This window comes from Myxococcota bacterium, from assembly GCA_041389495.1.
Lineage (GTDB): Bacteria > Myxococcota_A > UBA9160 > UBA9160 > UBA4427 > JAWKRT01.
Map to the genome: position 1 here is coordinate 984,008 of JAWKRT010000002.1, position 16,411 is coordinate 1,000,418.

Here is a 16,411-nt window from a genome sequence, read left to right on the forward strand (position 1 = left end):
GCGCGCGCCGTCGCTGTGGCTCGCGCGCTGCGCGTCGCCGTCGCCGGCATTGCGGCCGTGCTCGTCCTGCGCGCGCCGCCGGCGCGCGCAGCCGCGGACGACGCGCCGCCCGCGCGCGCGACGGCCGAGGGCGCGCCGCCCGCGCGCGCGGCGCGCGAAGCGCCGCTCGCGTCCGACCGCGGCCCGGGCTACGCGCGCACGACCTGGGCGACGCTCCACGCGGACTCGAGCAACTCGGACTTCGCGCCGTTCGCGACCGCGACCGACGTCGTGCCGCGCTGGCGCGCGCTCGAGGGCGCGGGGATCGTCGTCGCGCCCGTCGTCGCGAGCGACGGGCGGCTCTTCGTGACGACGGGGCGCGGCGCCGGCCAGGCGTCGCTGCACGCGCTGTCGCCGGACGGCGACGTCGTGTGGGAGACCGACGCGGTCGATTCCGGCGCCGTGCTGAGCGCGCCCGTGCTCGACGAGGACGGCGACGTCTACGTCGGCGACGTCGACGAGTTCCACGCCTATCATCCGGACGGCCGTCGGAAGTGGGTCGCGACGCTCGCCGAGTACGGCGCGCGCGGCCCGTTCGTCACCGGCATCGTCGTCGGCGACCGGGTCGGCGGCATCACCGTGCACGGACAGGCGATGCTCTTCGAGCGCGCGAGCGGCGCGCTCGCGATGCCCGTGCTCGAGCTGCCCGGCGGCGCGAGCCCGCTGGGGCCCGTTCCCGGCTTCCTGTGGCGCAACGGGCTCGTCGACCCCGATCTCCGGACGCTCCTGCTCGAGGCGTTGCTCGGGTACCGCTACGAGGTCACGAACACGCCCGCCGTGCATCCCGAGACGGGGCGCATCTACCTGATGGCCGCGGGGCCGACGGTCGAGGAGGGCGCGTTCTACGGCATCGACGTCGTCGACGACGACGCGGGCGCGCCGTCGATGCGGATCGCGTTCGCGACGCCGACGGCGCCGGGCACGGGCACGAGCCCCGCGATCTCGCCCGACGGGCGCCGCGTCTACGCGTTCGGCGGCAAGGGCGAGATCTTCGCGATCGACGCGGACACGGGCGAGGTGGTGTTCGAGCGCGCGGTGGGCGGCATGCAGGCGTCGCCCGCGGTCGCGCCGGACGGCAGCGTGTACGTGATGGCCGAGCGCTGGCTGCGCAAGCTCGACGGCGCGACGGGCGACGAGATCTGGTCGCGCGAGTACGACGCGCTCGCGCGCGACGAGCTGCCCGCGGTGAGCCGGCTGTGGCCGTTCGTGCGCACGGGCGAGCCGGTCGCGCGCCTCGACAGCGTCGTCACCGTGACGCCGAACGCGGTGTGGGCCGTGTTGCTATGCGGGTACGAGCTGCGCATCGCGGGCCGCGACCTGGTGCAGGCGACGCGGAGCTTCCTCGTCTCGATCGACCCGCGCACGGGCGCGCTGCTGCACGCGCGCCCGCTCCCCGACACGAGCGAGGGCGTCGTCTCGGTGGGCCGCGAGGGCGAGCTGTACGTCGACCTGCTCGCGATCCAGGCGTCGGTCGCGGCGGAGGCGCCCTACCGCTTCCTGCTGCCGGGCGCGCTGCGGCCGCCCGCGCCGCGCGGCGGCATCGTCGCGTTCGCGCCCGCTCACCTGCGCGAGCAGATCGGCGTCGGCCTCGGCTCTGCGGGGCGGCTGCTCGCGAGCGCCGCCGCGCGACCGCCGGAGTCGGAGGCGCGCGCCCGGCCGCTCGCGCAGGCGCGCGCGCAGCTCGACGCGACGCGCGCGACGATGGCGCGCGCGCGCGAGCGCGGCGAGCTCGGCGACGCCGAGATGCACGATCTCGGCGCCGCCGTCGACGACGCGGTGCGCGCCGCGAGCGCGTGTGCCGCGGCGGAGCCGGAGCCCGACGAGCGGGCCGAATGCGCAGCTCTCGGCGCCAGGGCGCGCACGCTCGAAGCCTTCGGCGGCGCCTTCCACCGGGCCCTCGGCGCCCGCGCGGCACGCGCCGACGAGGAGGCTTGAGAAAGCCGCGCCAGTGCGCGACAACATGGCCCCCGACGACGACGGGCAGTCCCAGGCACGCGCCGGGCGAGCCCGCGCGGGGGCATCCCGCAGCCGCTCGAGCCTTCCGCTCGCGCGCGCTGGAGCGAGCGCGAGAGCGAGCGCGAAAGAGAGAGATCGCATGCACTTCGGCTTGAGCGAGGAGCAGGAGCTCCTGCAGGAGACCGTGCGCGGCTTCGCCGCGGGAGAATGTCCCGCCGACGTCCTGCGCAAGCACTTCGACGCGGCGACGGGCTTCGACGCGGAGCTGTGGCGCGGGCTCGCGGAGATCGGCGTCGCCGGCCTCGCGATTCCCGAGGCCTACGGCGGCGCAGGCATGGAGTGGCTCGACCTCGCGCTCGTCGCCGAGATCGTGGGCGAGGGCGGGCTTCCCGTTCCGCTGCTCGGCCACGCGCTCGCCGCGCGCGCGATCGCGCTCGGCGGCAGCGACGCGCAGAAGGAGAAGTGGCTGCCCGCGCTCGCGAGCGGCGAGGCGATCGGCGCGGTCGCGTTCGCGGAAGAGGGCGACGCCTGGGAGCCCGAGACCTTCACGGCGCGAGTCGCGAACGGTGTACTGACGGGCCGCAAGAAGTACGCGACCGATGCAAACGAAGCGAACCTGTTCGTCGTCGGCGTCGAGGGCGGCGGGCTCGCGGTGGTCGAGCGCGGCGCTTCGGGCTTCGCGATCGAACGCGTCGGCTCGATCGATCACACGCGTCAGCTCGGCGATCTCGCGTTCGCGAACACGCCGTGCGAGCCGCTCGCGAACTCGTCGATCGACGTCGCGCGCAAGGTGCGCGATGCCGGCCTCGTGCTGCTCGCCGCCGACGCGTACGGCGCGGCCGCGCGGCTCGTCGCGATCACGAACGAGTACGCGAAGTCGCGCAAGCAGTTCGGCCAGCCGATCGCGCAGTTCCAGTCCGTGAAGCACCAGCTCGCCGACCTCGCGACCCAGCACGAGTGCGCGCGCGGTCTCCTCTGGTATGCGGGCCACGCGATCGACCACCTGCCGAAGGAGTCCATGCGCCAGGCCGCGCTCGCGAAGTCGCACATCTGCGACGTCGCCGCGTGGATCGGCCGCGAGGCGATCGAGCTGCACGGCGGGCTCGGCTTCACGTGGGAGTGCGACGTCCACATCCACCTGAAGCGCGTGATGTTCGACCGCTCCTATCTCGGCACGCCCGAGCACCATCGGCGCCGGATCGCGCTGCAGGAGGGCTGGTAGCGATGGATCTCAAGTACGGTGCCGAGTACGAGGCGTATCGCGAAGAGCTGCGCCGCTTCCTCGCGACGTGGCCGCCTTCGGGCGAGGACGCGAAGCTGCCCTTCGTCGAACAGGAGCGGCGCTTCCGCGAGAAGGCGATCGAGCGCGGCTATCTCTACCGCGACATCCCGAAGGCCTACGGCGGCTCCGAGCAGCCGAGCGACCCGCTGCGCGAGCGCATCATCATGGAGGAGTTCGCGAAGGCCTCCGTTCCGTTCCGTGCGATGTCGCAGGGCCCCGCGATGCTGGTCCCGACGCTGCTCGAGTTCGGCAACGAGGAGCAGCGCAAGAAGTACATCCCGCCGACGCTCGCGGGCGAGATGCGCTGGTGCCAGGGCTACAGCGAGCCGGGCTCGGGCAGCGACCTGGCATCGCTGCAGTGCAAGGCCGAGCTCGTCGGCGACGAGTTCGTGCTCACCGGGCAGAAGATCTGGACCAGCACCGCGCGCGAGTGCCAGATGATGTTCGGCCTCTTCCGCACCGAGCCCGACGCGCCCAAGCACGCGGGCATCTCGTACCTGCTCGTTCCGATGGACCAGCCCGGCCTCGAGGTGCGGCCGCTCAAGCAGCTGACGGGCAGCGATGAGTTCAACGAGGTCTTCTTCGACGGCGCGCGCACGCACGTCTCGAACCTCGTCGGCAAGCGCGGCGAAGGCTGGAGCGTCTCGCGCGCGACGCTCAAGCACGAACGCAAGCTGATCGGGAACCCGCGGCTCATGATGATGCAGTTCGAGCTGATCGTGTCGCTCGCGCGACAGGTGAAGCGCAATGGTCGCCCCGCGATCGAGGACCCGGCCGTGCAGGTCGAGCTCGCGCGGCTCGAGGGCTACGTGCGCGCGAGCGAGACGTGCAACATGCGCATGCTGTCGGCCGAGCTCAACGGCGAGCTCGGCAAGGTCGTCGGGCCGATGATGATGATCAAGCTCTTCACGACGAAGGCGAGCGAGATGCTCGCGCAGTTCGCCTACGACCTCGCGGGCGGCGACGGGCTGCTCGACATCGAGGTGCCCGACCACGGCGTCTGGTCGACGCGCGCGGACGCGCGCGCCGTGATCCACAACTATCTCTTCTCGAAGGGCCCGTCGATCGCCGGCGGCGCCTCCAACATCCAGCGCAACATCGTCGGCGAGCGCGTCCTCGGGCTGCCGCGCGACCGACACTAGGAGCTCGCGATGATCCTCGGAGTCCACCACCCGGCGCTCGCCGTCCCCGACATGCAGAAGGCGATCGACTTCTACGTCGGCGTGCTCGGCTTCGAGCTCGTGATGAAGGCCGACCTGCCCTCCGGCATCAAGCCGATGAGCGACGCCTTCGGCATCGCCGACGCCGGCTGCAAGGTGCGCATGATCAAGAAGGGCAACTCGTGCATCGAGCTCTTCGAGTTCAACACGAAGGCCGACGGCGACCCGGAGCGCCCCGTGAACCAGACGGGCATCACGCACTTCGCGCTCGCGAGCGACGACCCCGAGAAGGACTTCGCCGCGCTGAAGCAGGCCGGCGTCGTGTTCAACACGCCGCTCTTCGGCGCCGCCCCCTCGCGCTTCGCCTACGGACGCGACCCGTTCGGCAACGTCATCGAGCTGCTCGAGCACGCGCCGGGCGCGCCGAGCGCGCTCGAGTACTAGCCGCGCCTACGCCCGCATCGCCGCGCGTCAGTCCTCGCCCGCGAGCGAGAACTCGAGGCGCAGCGTCTTCGTGAGCGGCGGATCCTCGTCGACGAGCTCCGACGGCACCATCCGGAAGCGGCTGATGCTCGCGCGCGCGCTCGCGGCGAACTCGGGGTGCGACGCCTCGAGCACCTCGAACCCGGTGAGATCGCCCCGCTCGTCGCTGCGCACGCGCACGATGACGTAGCCCTCGACGCCGTGCGACTGGAGCGCGGGCGGGTAGAAGATCTCGACCGGGTGGGCCAGCCACGGCCGATCGACGACGAGCGAGACGACCGACCGCCGCTCGCCGTCGGCCTCCTCCGCCCGCTGGCCGAGGTTCCAGCCGTATCCGTCGCTCGCCAGCTCGTCGAGCCGTCCGGCGGCCTGGAAGCCCCACGCCGTCTGCGCGTACTGCTGTGCGAGGTATCGATACAGACGCGCGGCCTCGTGGAGGCGCCCGAGCCCTTCGAGCGCGAGCGCCTTGAGGAAGGTCGCGTGCGCCTCGACCTCGGGCGTCGCCTCCGCATAGATGAGGGCCTGGTCGGCCTTCCGGATCGCGAGCGCGTACTCACCGGCCTCGAGGTGCTGGGTCGCGAGGTTGAGCGCCCCGCGCTGCGCGAGCGACGTACACCCCGCGGTGAGCGCGACGGTCGCGAGCAGTGCCCGCGCGAGCGCGCGGGACGTGCGACGGCGCGCTCGCGCAGGGCGGGAGTGAGCGCGTGCCCGAGCGCGGGCATGGATACGGGCGAGCCCTGCCGGATCGATCTGCATCGCGCGCGAGTCTACGCCACGGCACGCTGCTCGCGGGACGTTCCGCATGCGGGGCGGCGCGCCCGGACCGCGCGCCGGGTGGACACAGCGGGCCGCGCGCCTCGCGCGCCAGCGCGCCCCGTGGATCGTGCGCCTAGCGGATCGAGGCGGCCACGTGTGCGACGAACGCCTCGGCGCCGCCCGGCGCGAAGCCGTGTGCGTACGTGCAGCGTCGACCCGGCAGCTCCGCGCCGAGCTCGAGCCACGGCGTGCCGTCCGGGCCCGCGCCGATGCGCGCGCCGCGCTCGTCGCACGCGAACCACTCGGGGTGGCGCAGCACGGCGAGCGCGGCGCTGTCCCAGGGATGGAAGCCGCCGTCCTTCGGGAAGACGCCCGTCCACCACTCGAGCCACGGCAGCGCGCCGTCGACGAGCCGCTCGGCGACGGGGCTGCGCGCGCGCGCCGCCGCGAGCTGCGCGCGCGTCAGCACCACCTGGCTCGTGAGCTCGAAGCCCGCGCACACGAGCGGCACCGCGCTCGCCACGAGCGCGCGCGCCGCGTGCGGGTCGCACTCGAAGTTGAAGTCGGGGATGCCGCTCGCGCCGTGCAGCGTGAACGCGCGGCCGGGGCTTCGGCCCGCGACGACGACGCAGCGCTCGATGCGCGCCGCCTCGTCCGGGAAGTGCTCGAGCAGCCCCGCCAGGTTGGTGAGCGGCCCGATCGCGCAGACCGCGAGCGGCCCCGCGCGCAGCGCCTCCGCCAACGCCCGCACGGCGTCCGTGCACGCGAAGCCCTCGCGCGCGCTGCCCGCGCCGGCCGCGCCGCGCGCCACCGACGTGCCCGCCGCGTCGCCGCCCACCGCCGCCACGAGCTCGCGCGCGACGCGCGTGCCGACGTCGACCGGCGCGTTCCCGAACACCGTGCCGATCCCCGCCACCTCGACATCCGGGTCGCGCAGCGCCTCGACGATCACGAACGCGTCGTCGACGTCCTTCGGGCGATCGTCCTCGCGGAATCCGAGCGCGGGGTCGGTGTCGATCCAGATGCGCATGGGCTAGCTCCCCTTCGCGACCCACCCGCGCGCGAGCCCGAGCCACGCCCGCTTCGCGTCGATCCCCGCGCGCCCCGCATCGAGCGGCAGCTGCGCCACGCCGATCAGGCGGCGCATCAGCTCGACGCCCGCGAAGCCTCGCAGCAGCGCGCCGTCGAGCTTCTCGCCGTACAGCGCCTCGACGCGCTCCGCGATCGCGGGCGCTTCGCCCGCGAACACGAGGTGCGCGACGAGCACGCCGAGGTCGAGCTCCACCGGGCCGACGAAGGCGAACTCCGGGTCGATCACGCACAGGCCGCGCGCGGTGCGCAGGATGCTGCCGGGATAGTAGTCGCCGTGCAGGAGCGACGGGCCCGCGGCATGGAGGTAGAGGTCGCCGAGCGCGGCGACGCGCGCGCGGAAGGAGTCGTCGCGCTGCAGGGCGCGCGCTTCGTCGCGCAGGCCGGGGGTGATGGCGTCGAGGTCGAGGCCGTTCCCGGCGTCGAGCGGCACGGCGAAGAGGTGCGCGTGGTTGAGCTCGCGCATCGCGCGGTTGGCGAGGCTCGCGCGCTCGGCGTCGTCGAGCGCGAGCGCGTGGATGCGGCGGGCGAGCGCGCACAGCGTCTCGAGCTCGCCCGGCTCGAGGGCGCCACCGGCGTAGAGGCTCGCGAGGTCGGCGGCTTCGCCGAGGTCCTCGAGCATGGCGACGCGGTCGGTGCGGTCGAAGGCGAGCACGCGCGGCATGTGGGACGAGAGCGCGGGGTCGCGGTGCGCGACGTCGTAGAAGCGGAGCTCGGTGTGGATGCGATCGACGGGCGCCGGGATGTCGGGGTACTTCACGACCCACGGGCGCGACTGCTTCAGCACGAAGGTGCGCGCGGGCGTGGCGACGCGGAGCGTGCGGTTCATGTTGCCGGCGCCGGCGGGCCCGGCGGCGGTGACGCGCTCGCCCGCGTCGAGCCAGCCGCGCGCGCGGAGCCAGGCGTCGAGGAGGTCGACCTGCGGCTCGAGCTCGAAGCCGCTCGCGTCGGGCGTCACACGCTCTCCCAGCGGCGCGAGGCCGCGGAGCGTTCGATGGCGTCGAGCACGCGGTGGGTGCGCACGCCGTCGTCGAAGCCCGGCTGCGCGGGCGCACCCGCGGCGATCGCGCGCGCGAAGTCGACGACGGTGTGCACGAACGTGTGCTCGTAGCCGAGCGCGTGGCCGGGCGGCCACCACGCGGCGACGTACGGGTGCGCGGGGTCGGTCGCGAGCACGCGGCGGAAGCCGCTCTCGGGGCCCTCGTCGAGGAAGAGCTCGAGCTCGTTGATGCGCTCGAGGTCGAAGGCGAGGCTCCCGCGCGCGCCGTTGATCTCGAAGCGGTTGTGGTTCTTGCGGCCGGCCGCGAAGCGCGTGGCCTCGAGCGTGCCGAGCGCGCCGCTCTCGAAGCGCAGGAGCGCGAGCGCGGCGTCGTCGACGTCGACGGGCGCGCGGCCGGCGCCGTCGGCGCGCGGGCGCTCGGCGACGAACGTGGCGAGGTGCGCGCTCACCTCGGCCACCTCGCCGACGAGGTGGCGCGCGAGGTCGACGACGTGGGAGCCGAGGTCGCCGAGCGCTCCCGAGCCCGCCCTCGCGCGCACCATGCGCCAGCCGTGCGGCGCCTCGGGGTCGACGAGCCAGTCCTGGAGATAGGTGCCGCGGAAGTGGTGGAGGCGGCCGAGCCGGCCCTCGGCGAGCAGCTGCTTCGCGAGTGCCACGGCGGGCGCGCGTCGGTAGTTGTGGCAGACCATGTGCGGCACGCGCGCCGCGCGCACGGCCTCGGCCATGCGCACGGCCTCGGCGAGCGAGTTCGCGAGCGGCTTCTCGCACAGCACGGCCTTGCCGGCCTCGGCCGCGGCGATCGCGATCTCGGCGTGCGCATCGCCCGGCGCGCACACGTCGACGACGTCGACGTCGTCGCGCGCGACCGCCTCGCGCCAGTCGGTCGCGTGCGCGGCGAAGCCGAGGCGGTGCGCGGCGTCGCGCACGGCGCTCTCGCTGCGGCCGCACACGAGCGCGAGCTCGGGCGCGCGCGGAAGGTCGAAGAAGTGGCGCGCCTGGCGCCACGCGTTCGCGTGCGCGCGGCCCATGAACGCGTAGCCGACCATCGCGACGCGCAGCGGCGCACCCGTCCGACCCTCGGGAGGCGAGGCTTCGCCGCTCACGAGCGGTACGCCTCGCGCCCGCGGCCCTGCACGGGGATGCCCTGCGCGGGCAGCACGTCGTGCTGCAGCGCGTACATGCACGCGGCCGCCTCGTCCATCCTGCGCGTGAAGGCGATCGAGCCCTTCAGGATGGGGAGCAGCCGCTCGCGCTCCTGCACGCGCGCGGGCGGGTACTCGTGCTCGACGATGAGCGGCGTGCGCGCGGGGTCGAGCTCGAGCAGCTCGCGCGCCGCGAGCTGGTGGTCGAGCCAGTCGACGCTGCGGTTCTGGAGATAGGCGAGCGGGTCGTGGCGCGCGGTGCCAGGGAGCTCGTGCTCGCAGAGGGCCGTCTGCTTCCTCCACGCGTGCGCGCGGTCGGCGGGCTCGGGCGAGGGCGCGCCGCCGCGCCAGTCGCCGCGCTCCATCGTCTGGCCGCCGTAGCCCCACGCGGCGACGCCGCGCGCGTCGACCACCTGGCCCTTCACGTGGAAGCCGTCGACGAGGAACGCATAGCCTTCGTCGCGCAGGTACTGGAAGATCGAGCGCGTGTCCTGGCCCATCAGGATGGCGTGCGACGGGTCGTAGTGGATGCGGAAGACGTCGCCCACGCCGTGGCGCTCGCAGATGCGGTGCAGGGCGATCCACGGGCCGGGCGCGTAGCCGAGGTTGTTGTGGAAGGCGTCGCCCGTCGTCCAGCCGGGCATCGGGCAGGGCTCGACGCGGTAGACGAGCCCGCGCGCCTTCGCCTCGCGCAGCAGCGGCACGAACGACGCCTCGAAGTCGGCGAGGTTCGCGTCCATCGAGAGGCGCTGGTTGCGGCCGACGAAGCCGCACACGGCGCGGGCGCCGAGGCGCACCGCCGCGTCCATCGCGCGCAGCGCGAACGCGTGCTTGCGGGCGCGCACGGCCGGGTCGGCGTGGAGCATGTCGTCGAAGTAGCCGACGTCGGCGATCGCGACGCCCGTCGCGTCGACCGCGGCGCGGACGCGCCGCGCGCGCGCCTCCGTGAACGGCTCGCGCAGGTCGAGCGTGTTCGCGACGGGGTCGAGCAGGGCCTCGGCCGGGACGTCGGCCTGCGAAGGATGGAGCGCGGCCGAGAGCTGGATGCAGTCGGCCCCGAGCTCGCGCGCGAAGTCGAGCCACTGCTCGACGGCGAGGTCGGGGTCGGCGTCGCGCTCGGCGCGCGGCGTCAGCTCCTGCAGCGCGGCAGTGAGGACGCCCACGGGCATGAACACGGGCTCGAACGGGGCGACGGGCACGAGCTTCGCTCCTCCGGCCTAGCGTCCTCGGAAGACGGGCGCGCGCTTCTCGGCGAACGCGCGCGTCGCTTCGCGGAAATCGTCGGTCTCGGCCGCCCAGCACTGGCGCTCGGCCTCCTCGGCGATGCAGGTGCGCAGGTCGGCGTGGAGCGCGCGGTTGAGGTTCGCCTTCATCATGCGCAGCGCGACGGGCGGGCCCGCCGCGAGCTCGCGCGCCCAGGCGCGCGCCGCCGTCTGCAGCTCGGCGTCGGGCACGACGCGGTTGAACAGGCCGAGCGCGAGGCACGCGCGCGCGTCGAGGCGCTCGCCGCCGAAGTAGATCTCGCGCGCCTTCGCGGGGCCGACGAGCTGCGTGAGGAGCCAGCTGCCGCCGAAGTCGCCCGGGAGCCCGAGCTTCGCGAACGCGGCGACGAGGAAGGCGCTCTCGGCCGCGATCCGCACGTCGGCCGCGAGCGCGATCGCGAAGCCCGCGCCCGCCGCCGCGCCGGGGAGCGCGGCGACGACGGGCTTCGGCATCTCGTGCAGGACGGCCACGGCCTCGCTCTCGGAGCGGATGGCGCGGATGCGCTCCTCGAGCGGCGGCTGCTCCTGCGTGGCCATCGCCTTCGCGTTGCCGCCGGCGCAGAACGCGCGGCCCGCGCCCGTCAGCACGAGGCAGCGCACCGCGTCGTCGGCGGCCACGAGGTCGACCGCGCGCCGGAAGACGGGGCGCAGGTCGTAGCCGAGCGGGTTGCGGTTCTCGGGGTCGTCGAACGTGAGCGTCGCGACGCCGTCCTCCGCGATGCGCAGGCGCAGCTTCGCGGATCCGGTGTCGACGTCGCGCTCGGGCGCGTCCGCGCCCGCCGGGCCGCCGCCTAGCGTCGTCGCCACGTGGGCTTGCGATCCTCCGCGCGCGCGGCCTTCATCTCCGCGTAGTCGTCCGACGCGAAGACGAGCGTCTGCGTCGTCGCCTCCTCGAGGATCGAGCGGCGCACGACCTCGTCGGCGATCAGCGCCATGTTGCGCTTCGCCATCTTGACGGTGAACGCGGGCGAGGCGGCGACCGTCTCGGCGATCTCGCGCGCCGTGTCCTCGAGCGCGGCGGCGGGCACGACGCGCGACACGACGCCGTGCCGGAGCGCCTCGTCGGCCTCCATCACGCGGCCGGTGAGGATCAGGTCCATCGCGACGCCGTGGCCGCACATCTGGAACAGGCGCGCCATGCCGCCCGTGTCGGTGATGACCCCGTGCTTCACCTCGGGAAGCATGAAGCGCGTGCCCTCGGCGCAGACGCGGATGTCGGCGACGAGCGAGCGCTCGAAGGAGCCGCCGATCACCCAGCCCTTGAGCGCGCACACGACGGGCACCTGGAGGTCGAGGATGCGCGCGAAGCCCTGCTGGCCGCGCTCGATGAACGAGAGGTTGTCGATGTCCTCGGTGCGCACGCCGATCTGCTCGACGTCGCGCCCCGACGACCAGCTCTTCCCGTTCGCGTTCCAGATCACCGCCCGCACGTCCTTGTTCGCGATCAGCTCCTCGATGATGTCGCGCAGGCGCGCGTCCATCTCGTCGTTCGCGGCGTTGTGCTTGTCGGGGCGGTTGTTCGTCATGACGGCGATCGGGCCGTCGTAGGTGAGCAGCATCGTCTCGCTGGGCACGGGGTCCTCCCGCTCGGAGCGGTGGTGGCGGGCACGTGGGGGAGGGCGGGGCGGGGGCGGCTCGCGCGCCGCTCCCGCCCCGCCCTCCGGGTCAGAACTGATAGCCCACGTGCAGCGGGAGCTCGATCCGGTTCGTGTCGCCGACGTAGCCGACGCTGAGCAGGTAGGTGCCCTCCGTCAGGCCGCTGAACTCGGTGTCCCACTCGCCGCTCGTGATCGTCGGCTGCAGCGACCAGGACGTCATCATCATCGAGTTCGAGTAGAGCCCGAGCGTCACGTCGAGGTTGCCGCTCTGCGCGGTGTCGCCGATCCCGCTCACGGCGACGCGGCCGTTGTCGCCCGCCAGGTTGTACGCGGGCAGGACCGAGATCGTGAGGGGGCCCGTCAGCCCGAACGGCGTCGGCAGCGCGCCGGCCTGGTCGGGGTAGAACGAGCCGCCCGCCACGATCGGCGGCACCGAGTTCAGCACCGTGATCATCGGAGCGCCGTCCTTCATGTACTTGACGGCCGCCTTGTGGGTCTCCTTCTTCGCGAGGCCCTGGAACTTGATGGAGTCCGTGCAGACGTACTCCTGCAGCTCGTCGAAGCCCTTCCAGCCGCCCATGAAGAGCTCGGGCGGCGCGTCGTGATAGGTCGCGCTCGCGGCGAGGAGCTGGTTCGAGCCGAAGTTGATCGCGTCCACGTACGAGTGGTGGGCGGCCATGTAGTAGTCCTGGCGCAGCTGGGTCGCCGCGCCGTGGACGTTCTGGAAGAGCTGGTCGGTGTCGATGGTCGCGTCGCCGTACTGGACGCCGAAGTCCTTGAGCGACGTCTTGTAGCCGGTGAAGGCGATCTTCGCCTCGATCTTGAAGTCCTTGATCTCCGACTTGACCGCCTTCTGGAAGTCCTTCGAGATCTGCTGGAAGTCCGCGCTCACCGTCACCGGGTACGTGTGCACGGCGGGCGGGCACGTGCCGCCCGAGGTCGTGATCGACACGTTCGTCATGCCGACGGCGACGGCCGTGATCGCGACCTTCACGTTCTTCACGCCCATGCCGGCGGCGGGCGACGCGGTCGCGACGCCCGTGTTTCCCGACATCGTCGTGTAGTCGAACGTGCAGCCGCCCGCGTTCTTGACCTTCACGTACACGACCTGTCCGATCCGCAGGTCGAAGGCGAACCCGGTCGCCGGGCTCGCGAAGGTCGCGTGCGCGGCGGGGGCGGCGAGCAGGACGAGCAGGGCGAGGGGGGCGGCAGCGAGGGCGGCACACGGCCTGGGCTTCATGGGGAGCTCCTCCATTCTGGGATGCGACGGCGACGAGGCGTCGTGGAGTGGGCGCGGAGTGGCGTGCCGGGCACGCCGGCCGGGGCCCCATCCTACGCGTTCCGGCCCGGCTCGTGGGGACGGGCTGCGCGCGACTAGCGACAGACGCCCTCGTCGCGGAGCGCGCGCACGGCGTCGGCGGCGAGCCCGAGCACGCGCCCGAGCACGGCCTCGGTGTCGGCGCCGAGGAGCGGCGCCGCGGCGGCCGTGCGCAGCGGCGTGCGCGACATCCGCAGCGGGTTCGCGATGTGCCGCTCGGGGCCCAGGTCGGCGTGCGCGACGGTGACGATCGCCTCGCGCGCGAGCAGGTGCGCGTCGGCGCGCTGCTCGTCGGGCCCCTGCACGGGCATCGCCGACACGCCCGCGGCCTGCAGGTGGGCGGCGGCCTCGAGCGCGTCGCGCTCGCGCGTCCACGCGGCGAGGCGCGCGTCGACGGCCTCGCGCTTCGCGAGCCGGCCCGCGAGCGTCGCGAGCGCGGGGTCGGGATCGAAGCCGCACGCGACCTCGAGGCGCCGCCACGCGGCGTCGTCGGGCGCAGCGATCGCGAGCCAGCGGTCCGCGCCCGCGGCCGGGTACACGTCGTGCGGCACGGCGCGCTCGCTGCGGTTCCCGCTCGCGACGGGCGCGCCGGCGCCGAGCGCTTCCTGCAGGTAGATCTCGCCCGCGAGGTACGCGGCCGCCTCCGTCTGCGCGAGCTCGATGCGCTGGCCCTCGCCCGTGCGCGCGCGGTGCTGGAGGGCGGCGAGCACGGCGACCGCGAGCAGCTTGCCCGCGATGTGGTCGGGATGGTTGAGCGTGCTGCCGCACGGGTAGGGCGCGTCCGGGTGGTTCCACAGCGCGTGGAGGCCGGCGAACGCGGAGTTGAGCGGCCCGAACGCCGGCATCGCGTCGAGCGGGCCGCCGCGCCCGTAGCCCTGCGACGAGACGTAGACGACGCCCGGGTTCGAGGCGCGCACGCTCTCGTAGCCCAGGCCGAGCGCGTCGAGCACGCCGCCGCGGTGGTTCTCGGCGACGACGTCGGCGCGCGCGCAGAGCGCGTGCGCGAGCTCGCGGCCGCGCGCGGTGCCGAGGTCGAGCGCGACGCTCTCGCGTCCGCGGCACTCGTCGTTGAACGTCCACGCGTGGTTCGGGTTGCCGTCCGCGTTCCCGATGCGCAGCACGTCGAGGTGGGCGAGCGACTCGACCTTGATCACCTCCGCGCCGAGCTCGGAGAGCACGAAGCACAGCTCGGGCACGACGGCCGCGACGCCGAACTCGACGACGCGCACGCCCGCGAGCAGCGGCTCGGCGCGCGCGGCCGCGCCTGCGCCTGCGCCTGCGGCCGACGGCGCGGTCGCGCCGCGCGGCGCGACCGCGTCGTCGTCGCCCGGCGCGGGTGCCGCGCGGCGCAGCGACGACGGCGTCGCCGAGAGGCGCAGCGGCGGCGCGACGAACGGCGCGTCGCCGAGGTGCGGATGGCCCGTGCGCAGGAACGTCCCGCGCGCCGCGCTCTGCGCGTGCGCGACGAACTCGTCGGGGCGCTGGATGGCGCCGAGCGGCACGCCGAGCGCGCGCGCCTCCTCGAACAGCTCGGCGCGCGTGCGGTCGGTGAGCCGCTCGCGCGCGACGAGCCGGATCACGTCCTGGTTGGCGACGCGGTACATCGCCTGGTCCCACTCGGGGCCCGCGATCACGTCGGGATTGCGCGCGAGGGCGAGGAAGGCCTGCCAGTGCTTCGGGTTGCCGAGCACGATGCGGACGTGTCCGTCCTTCGCCGGCAGCACGAGGTACATGCCGTCGGCCGCGCGCGACGGGTTCGACGGCAGCATGGGGAAGTGCGCGTGATAGTCGGCGAGCGGCATCGCCCACGGATACAGGCCCGCGTAGCCGGCCTCCTGCGCGGACACGTCGATCGTCTGCCCGCGTCCCGAACGCTCGCGCTCCATCCACGCCGCCACCGCGCCCGCCGCGCCGTAGATCGACGCGCAGTCGTGCACGACATGGCCGGGCAGCCAGCAGGGAGGCAGCGTCGGGAAGCCGCACTGGTAGAGAGCGCCGCTCGCAGCGAAGGCCGGCAGCGGCTCGAGCCGCCAGTCGCGCCGGGGCCCGCTCGCGCCGAAGTCGGAGAGCGCGACGTGCACGAGCGCGGGATGGCGCGCGTCGAGCGCGGCCGCGCCGAGCCCGAGCGCCGCCGCGCGCGCCGGCCCGAGGTTCTCGACGACCACGTCGACCTCGGCGCACAGCGCGTCGACGCGCTCGCGCGCGCCGGGGGCGTCGAGCTCGAGCGCGATGCCGCGCTTGTTGGCGTTGCGGTAGAGGTGCGCGGGGTCGCGCGCCTCGGCGTCGGTCGCGGGGGCGGCGCGCAGCACGTCGGCGCCGAGGTCGGCGAGCACGCGCGCGCACAGCGCGCCGCGCAGGTCGGTCAGGTCGAGGACGCGCAGCGCGGCGAGCGGCCCCGCGGCGGTCACGAGCGCTTGTCTCCGGCCATTCCCTTCACCATCGCCGTCAGCTGCTCGGCGCCGAGGCCCTGGAGGTGCGGGCCGGCCTGCAGGTCGCCCGCGGTGCGGATGGCGGCGCGACTCCCGCGCATCTCGAGGGCCGTGTAGACATAACGTTTGTTGACGGTGACGACGCCGGGAGGCGTCGCCGCGATGCGCTGCGCGATCTCGAGCACGCGCGCCTCGAGCTCGTCGGGCGCGAAGGCCTGGTTGATCATGCCGACCTGCGCGGCCTCGACGCCCGAGAACTCGCGCCCCGCGATGTGGAGCTCCATCGCGAAGCGCGGCGGCATGTGCACGGGGAACCACGCGAAGTCCGGGAGGCCCGCGACGCGCAGCACGGGATGCGAGAGGCGCGCGTCGGTCGCGGCGTAGGCGAGGTCGCACGCGCCGACGAGCTCGAGCCCGCCGGCCATCGCGTAGCCGTGCACCTGCGCGACGACGGGCTTCGCGAGGTCCCAGATCGACATCCAGCCCTCGGAGACGTGGCGCGCCCACTGCTGGCCGACCTTCGGCGTCGGGTAGGGCTGGTTCTCCTGCAGGTTCGACTTCAGGTCGTAGCCCGACGAGAAGCACGGGCCCGCGCCGCGCACGATCGACACGCGCACGTCGTCGCGCGCGTCGGCGTCGCGCAACGCGTCGAGCAGCGCGCCGCGCAGCTCGTTGCTGATGGCGTTGCGCCGCTCGGGGCGGTTCAGCGTGATGCGGCGGACGAGCGGCGCGGGCTCGTCGACGAGGATCGGGGCTTCGGACGACATCGCGGCTCTCCTCCGTGGGCGGCGCAGGCTATCACCGCGGCCGCGCGCGCGGCGAAGGGCTTGCCCGCCCCGGTGCGCGCGTGAGAAGGTCCGCGGCCCGCGCGGCGGCGCGTCGCCCGCCCGCGACGAG

At 74.1% G+C, this 16,411-nt stretch carries 14 protein-coding genes; 4 read left to right on the top strand and 10 right to left on the bottom strand.

The features are described 5' to 3' along the window. The first annotated feature begins 15 nt into the window (after positions 1 to 15). The 4 genes from R3E88_15090 to R3E88_15105 all read left to right on the top strand — a co-directional run bounded on the left by R3E88_15090 (position 16) and on the right by R3E88_15105 (position 4,881). Entirely contained in the window at positions 16 to 1,974 is a 1,959-nt protein-coding gene (locus R3E88_15090) for a PQQ-binding-like beta-propeller repeat protein (GenBank protein MEZ4217808.1), read from the top strand. A 160-nt stretch (positions 1,975 to 2,134) separates the two neighbouring features. Beyond that, positions 2,135 to 3,217, top strand: coding sequence for an acyl-CoA dehydrogenase family protein (locus R3E88_15095; GenBank protein ID MEZ4217809.1), 1,083 nt, complete (start codon positions 2,135 to 2,137; stop codon positions 3,215 to 3,217). Positions 3,218 to 3,219: 2 nt separating this feature from the next. Then, the gene (locus R3E88_15100) at positions 3,220 to 4,419 is read left to right on the top strand and encodes an acyl-CoA dehydrogenase family protein (protein MEZ4217810.1); all 1,200 of its coding nucleotides are present in this window, start codon (positions 3,220 to 3,222) and stop codon (positions 4,417 to 4,419) included. A 9-nt stretch (positions 4,420 to 4,428) separates the two neighbouring features. Then, positions 4,429 to 4,881: a VOC family protein gene (locus R3E88_15105; protein ID MEZ4217811.1), complete on the top strand. Its 453-nt coding sequence runs from the start codon at positions 4,429 to 4,431 to the stop codon at positions 4,879 to 4,881. A 27-nt stretch (positions 4,882 to 4,908) separates the two neighbouring features. Here R3E88_15105 and R3E88_15110 read toward each other — a convergent pair whose 3' ends face one another. From R3E88_15110 to R3E88_15155, 10 genes are all read right to left on the bottom strand, one after another. Then, a complete protein-coding gene (locus tag R3E88_15110; GenBank protein ID MEZ4217812.1) occupies positions 4,909 to 5,676 on the bottom strand; it encodes an energy transducer TonB in 768 nt (255 codons plus the stop codon). Positions 5,677 to 5,809: 133 nt separating this feature from the next. Beyond that, positions 5,810 to 6,706 carry a nucleoside hydrolase gene (locus R3E88_15115; protein MEZ4217813.1) on the bottom strand — a complete coding sequence of 299 codons (897 nt, stop codon included), beginning with the start codon at positions 6,704 to 6,706 and terminating at the stop codon, positions 5,810 to 5,812. Positions 6,707 to 6,709: 3 nt separating this feature from the next. Next, complete coding sequence (locus R3E88_15120) at positions 6,710 to 7,723, bottom strand: phosphotransferase (protein MEZ4217814.1); 1,014 nt, start codon at positions 7,721 to 7,723, stop codon at positions 6,710 to 6,712. Beyond that, complete coding sequence (locus R3E88_15125; protein MEZ4217815.1) at positions 7,720 to 8,811, bottom strand: Gfo/Idh/MocA family oxidoreductase; 1,092 nt, start codon at positions 8,809 to 8,811, stop codon at positions 7,720 to 7,722. The genes R3E88_15120 and R3E88_15125 overlap by 4 nt, the downstream gene beginning before the upstream one ends. A 53-nt stretch (positions 8,812 to 8,864) precedes the next feature. Then, the gene (locus tag R3E88_15130; protein ID MEZ4217816.1) at positions 8,865 to 10,106 is read right to left on the bottom strand and encodes a TIM barrel protein; all 1,242 of its coding nucleotides are present in this window, start codon (positions 10,104 to 10,106) and stop codon (positions 8,865 to 8,867) included. A gap of 18 nt (positions 10,107 to 10,124) precedes the next feature. Next, positions 10,125 to 10,976 carry an enoyl-CoA hydratase-related protein gene (locus R3E88_15135; GenBank protein MEZ4217817.1) on the bottom strand — a complete coding sequence of 284 codons (852 nt, stop codon included), beginning with the start codon at positions 10,974 to 10,976 and terminating at the stop codon, positions 10,125 to 10,127. Beyond that, positions 10,961 to 11,743, bottom strand: coding sequence for an enoyl-CoA hydratase/isomerase family protein (locus R3E88_15140; GenBank protein MEZ4217818.1), 783 nt, complete (start codon positions 11,741 to 11,743; stop codon positions 10,961 to 10,963). Before R3E88_15140 ends, R3E88_15135 begins: the two co-directional genes overlap by 16 nt. 91 nt (positions 11,744 to 11,834) lie before the next feature. Continuing rightward, positions 11,835 to 13,007, bottom strand: a complete 1,173-nt coding sequence (locus tag R3E88_15145) for a hypothetical protein (GenBank protein MEZ4217819.1) — start codon at positions 13,005 to 13,007, stop codon at positions 11,835 to 11,837. Positions 13,008 to 13,141: 134 nt separating this feature from the next. Next, positions 13,142 to 15,493, bottom strand: coding sequence for a CoA transferase (locus R3E88_15150; protein MEZ4217820.1), 2,352 nt, complete (start codon positions 15,491 to 15,493; stop codon positions 13,142 to 13,144). Continuing rightward, positions 15,490 to 16,281 carry an enoyl-CoA hydratase-related protein gene (locus R3E88_15155; protein MEZ4217821.1) on the bottom strand — a complete coding sequence of 264 codons (792 nt, stop codon included), beginning with the start codon at positions 16,279 to 16,281 and terminating at the stop codon, positions 15,490 to 15,492. The genes R3E88_15150 and R3E88_15155 overlap by 4 nt, the downstream gene beginning before the upstream one ends. Positions 16,282 to 16,411 lie beyond the last annotated feature (130 nt).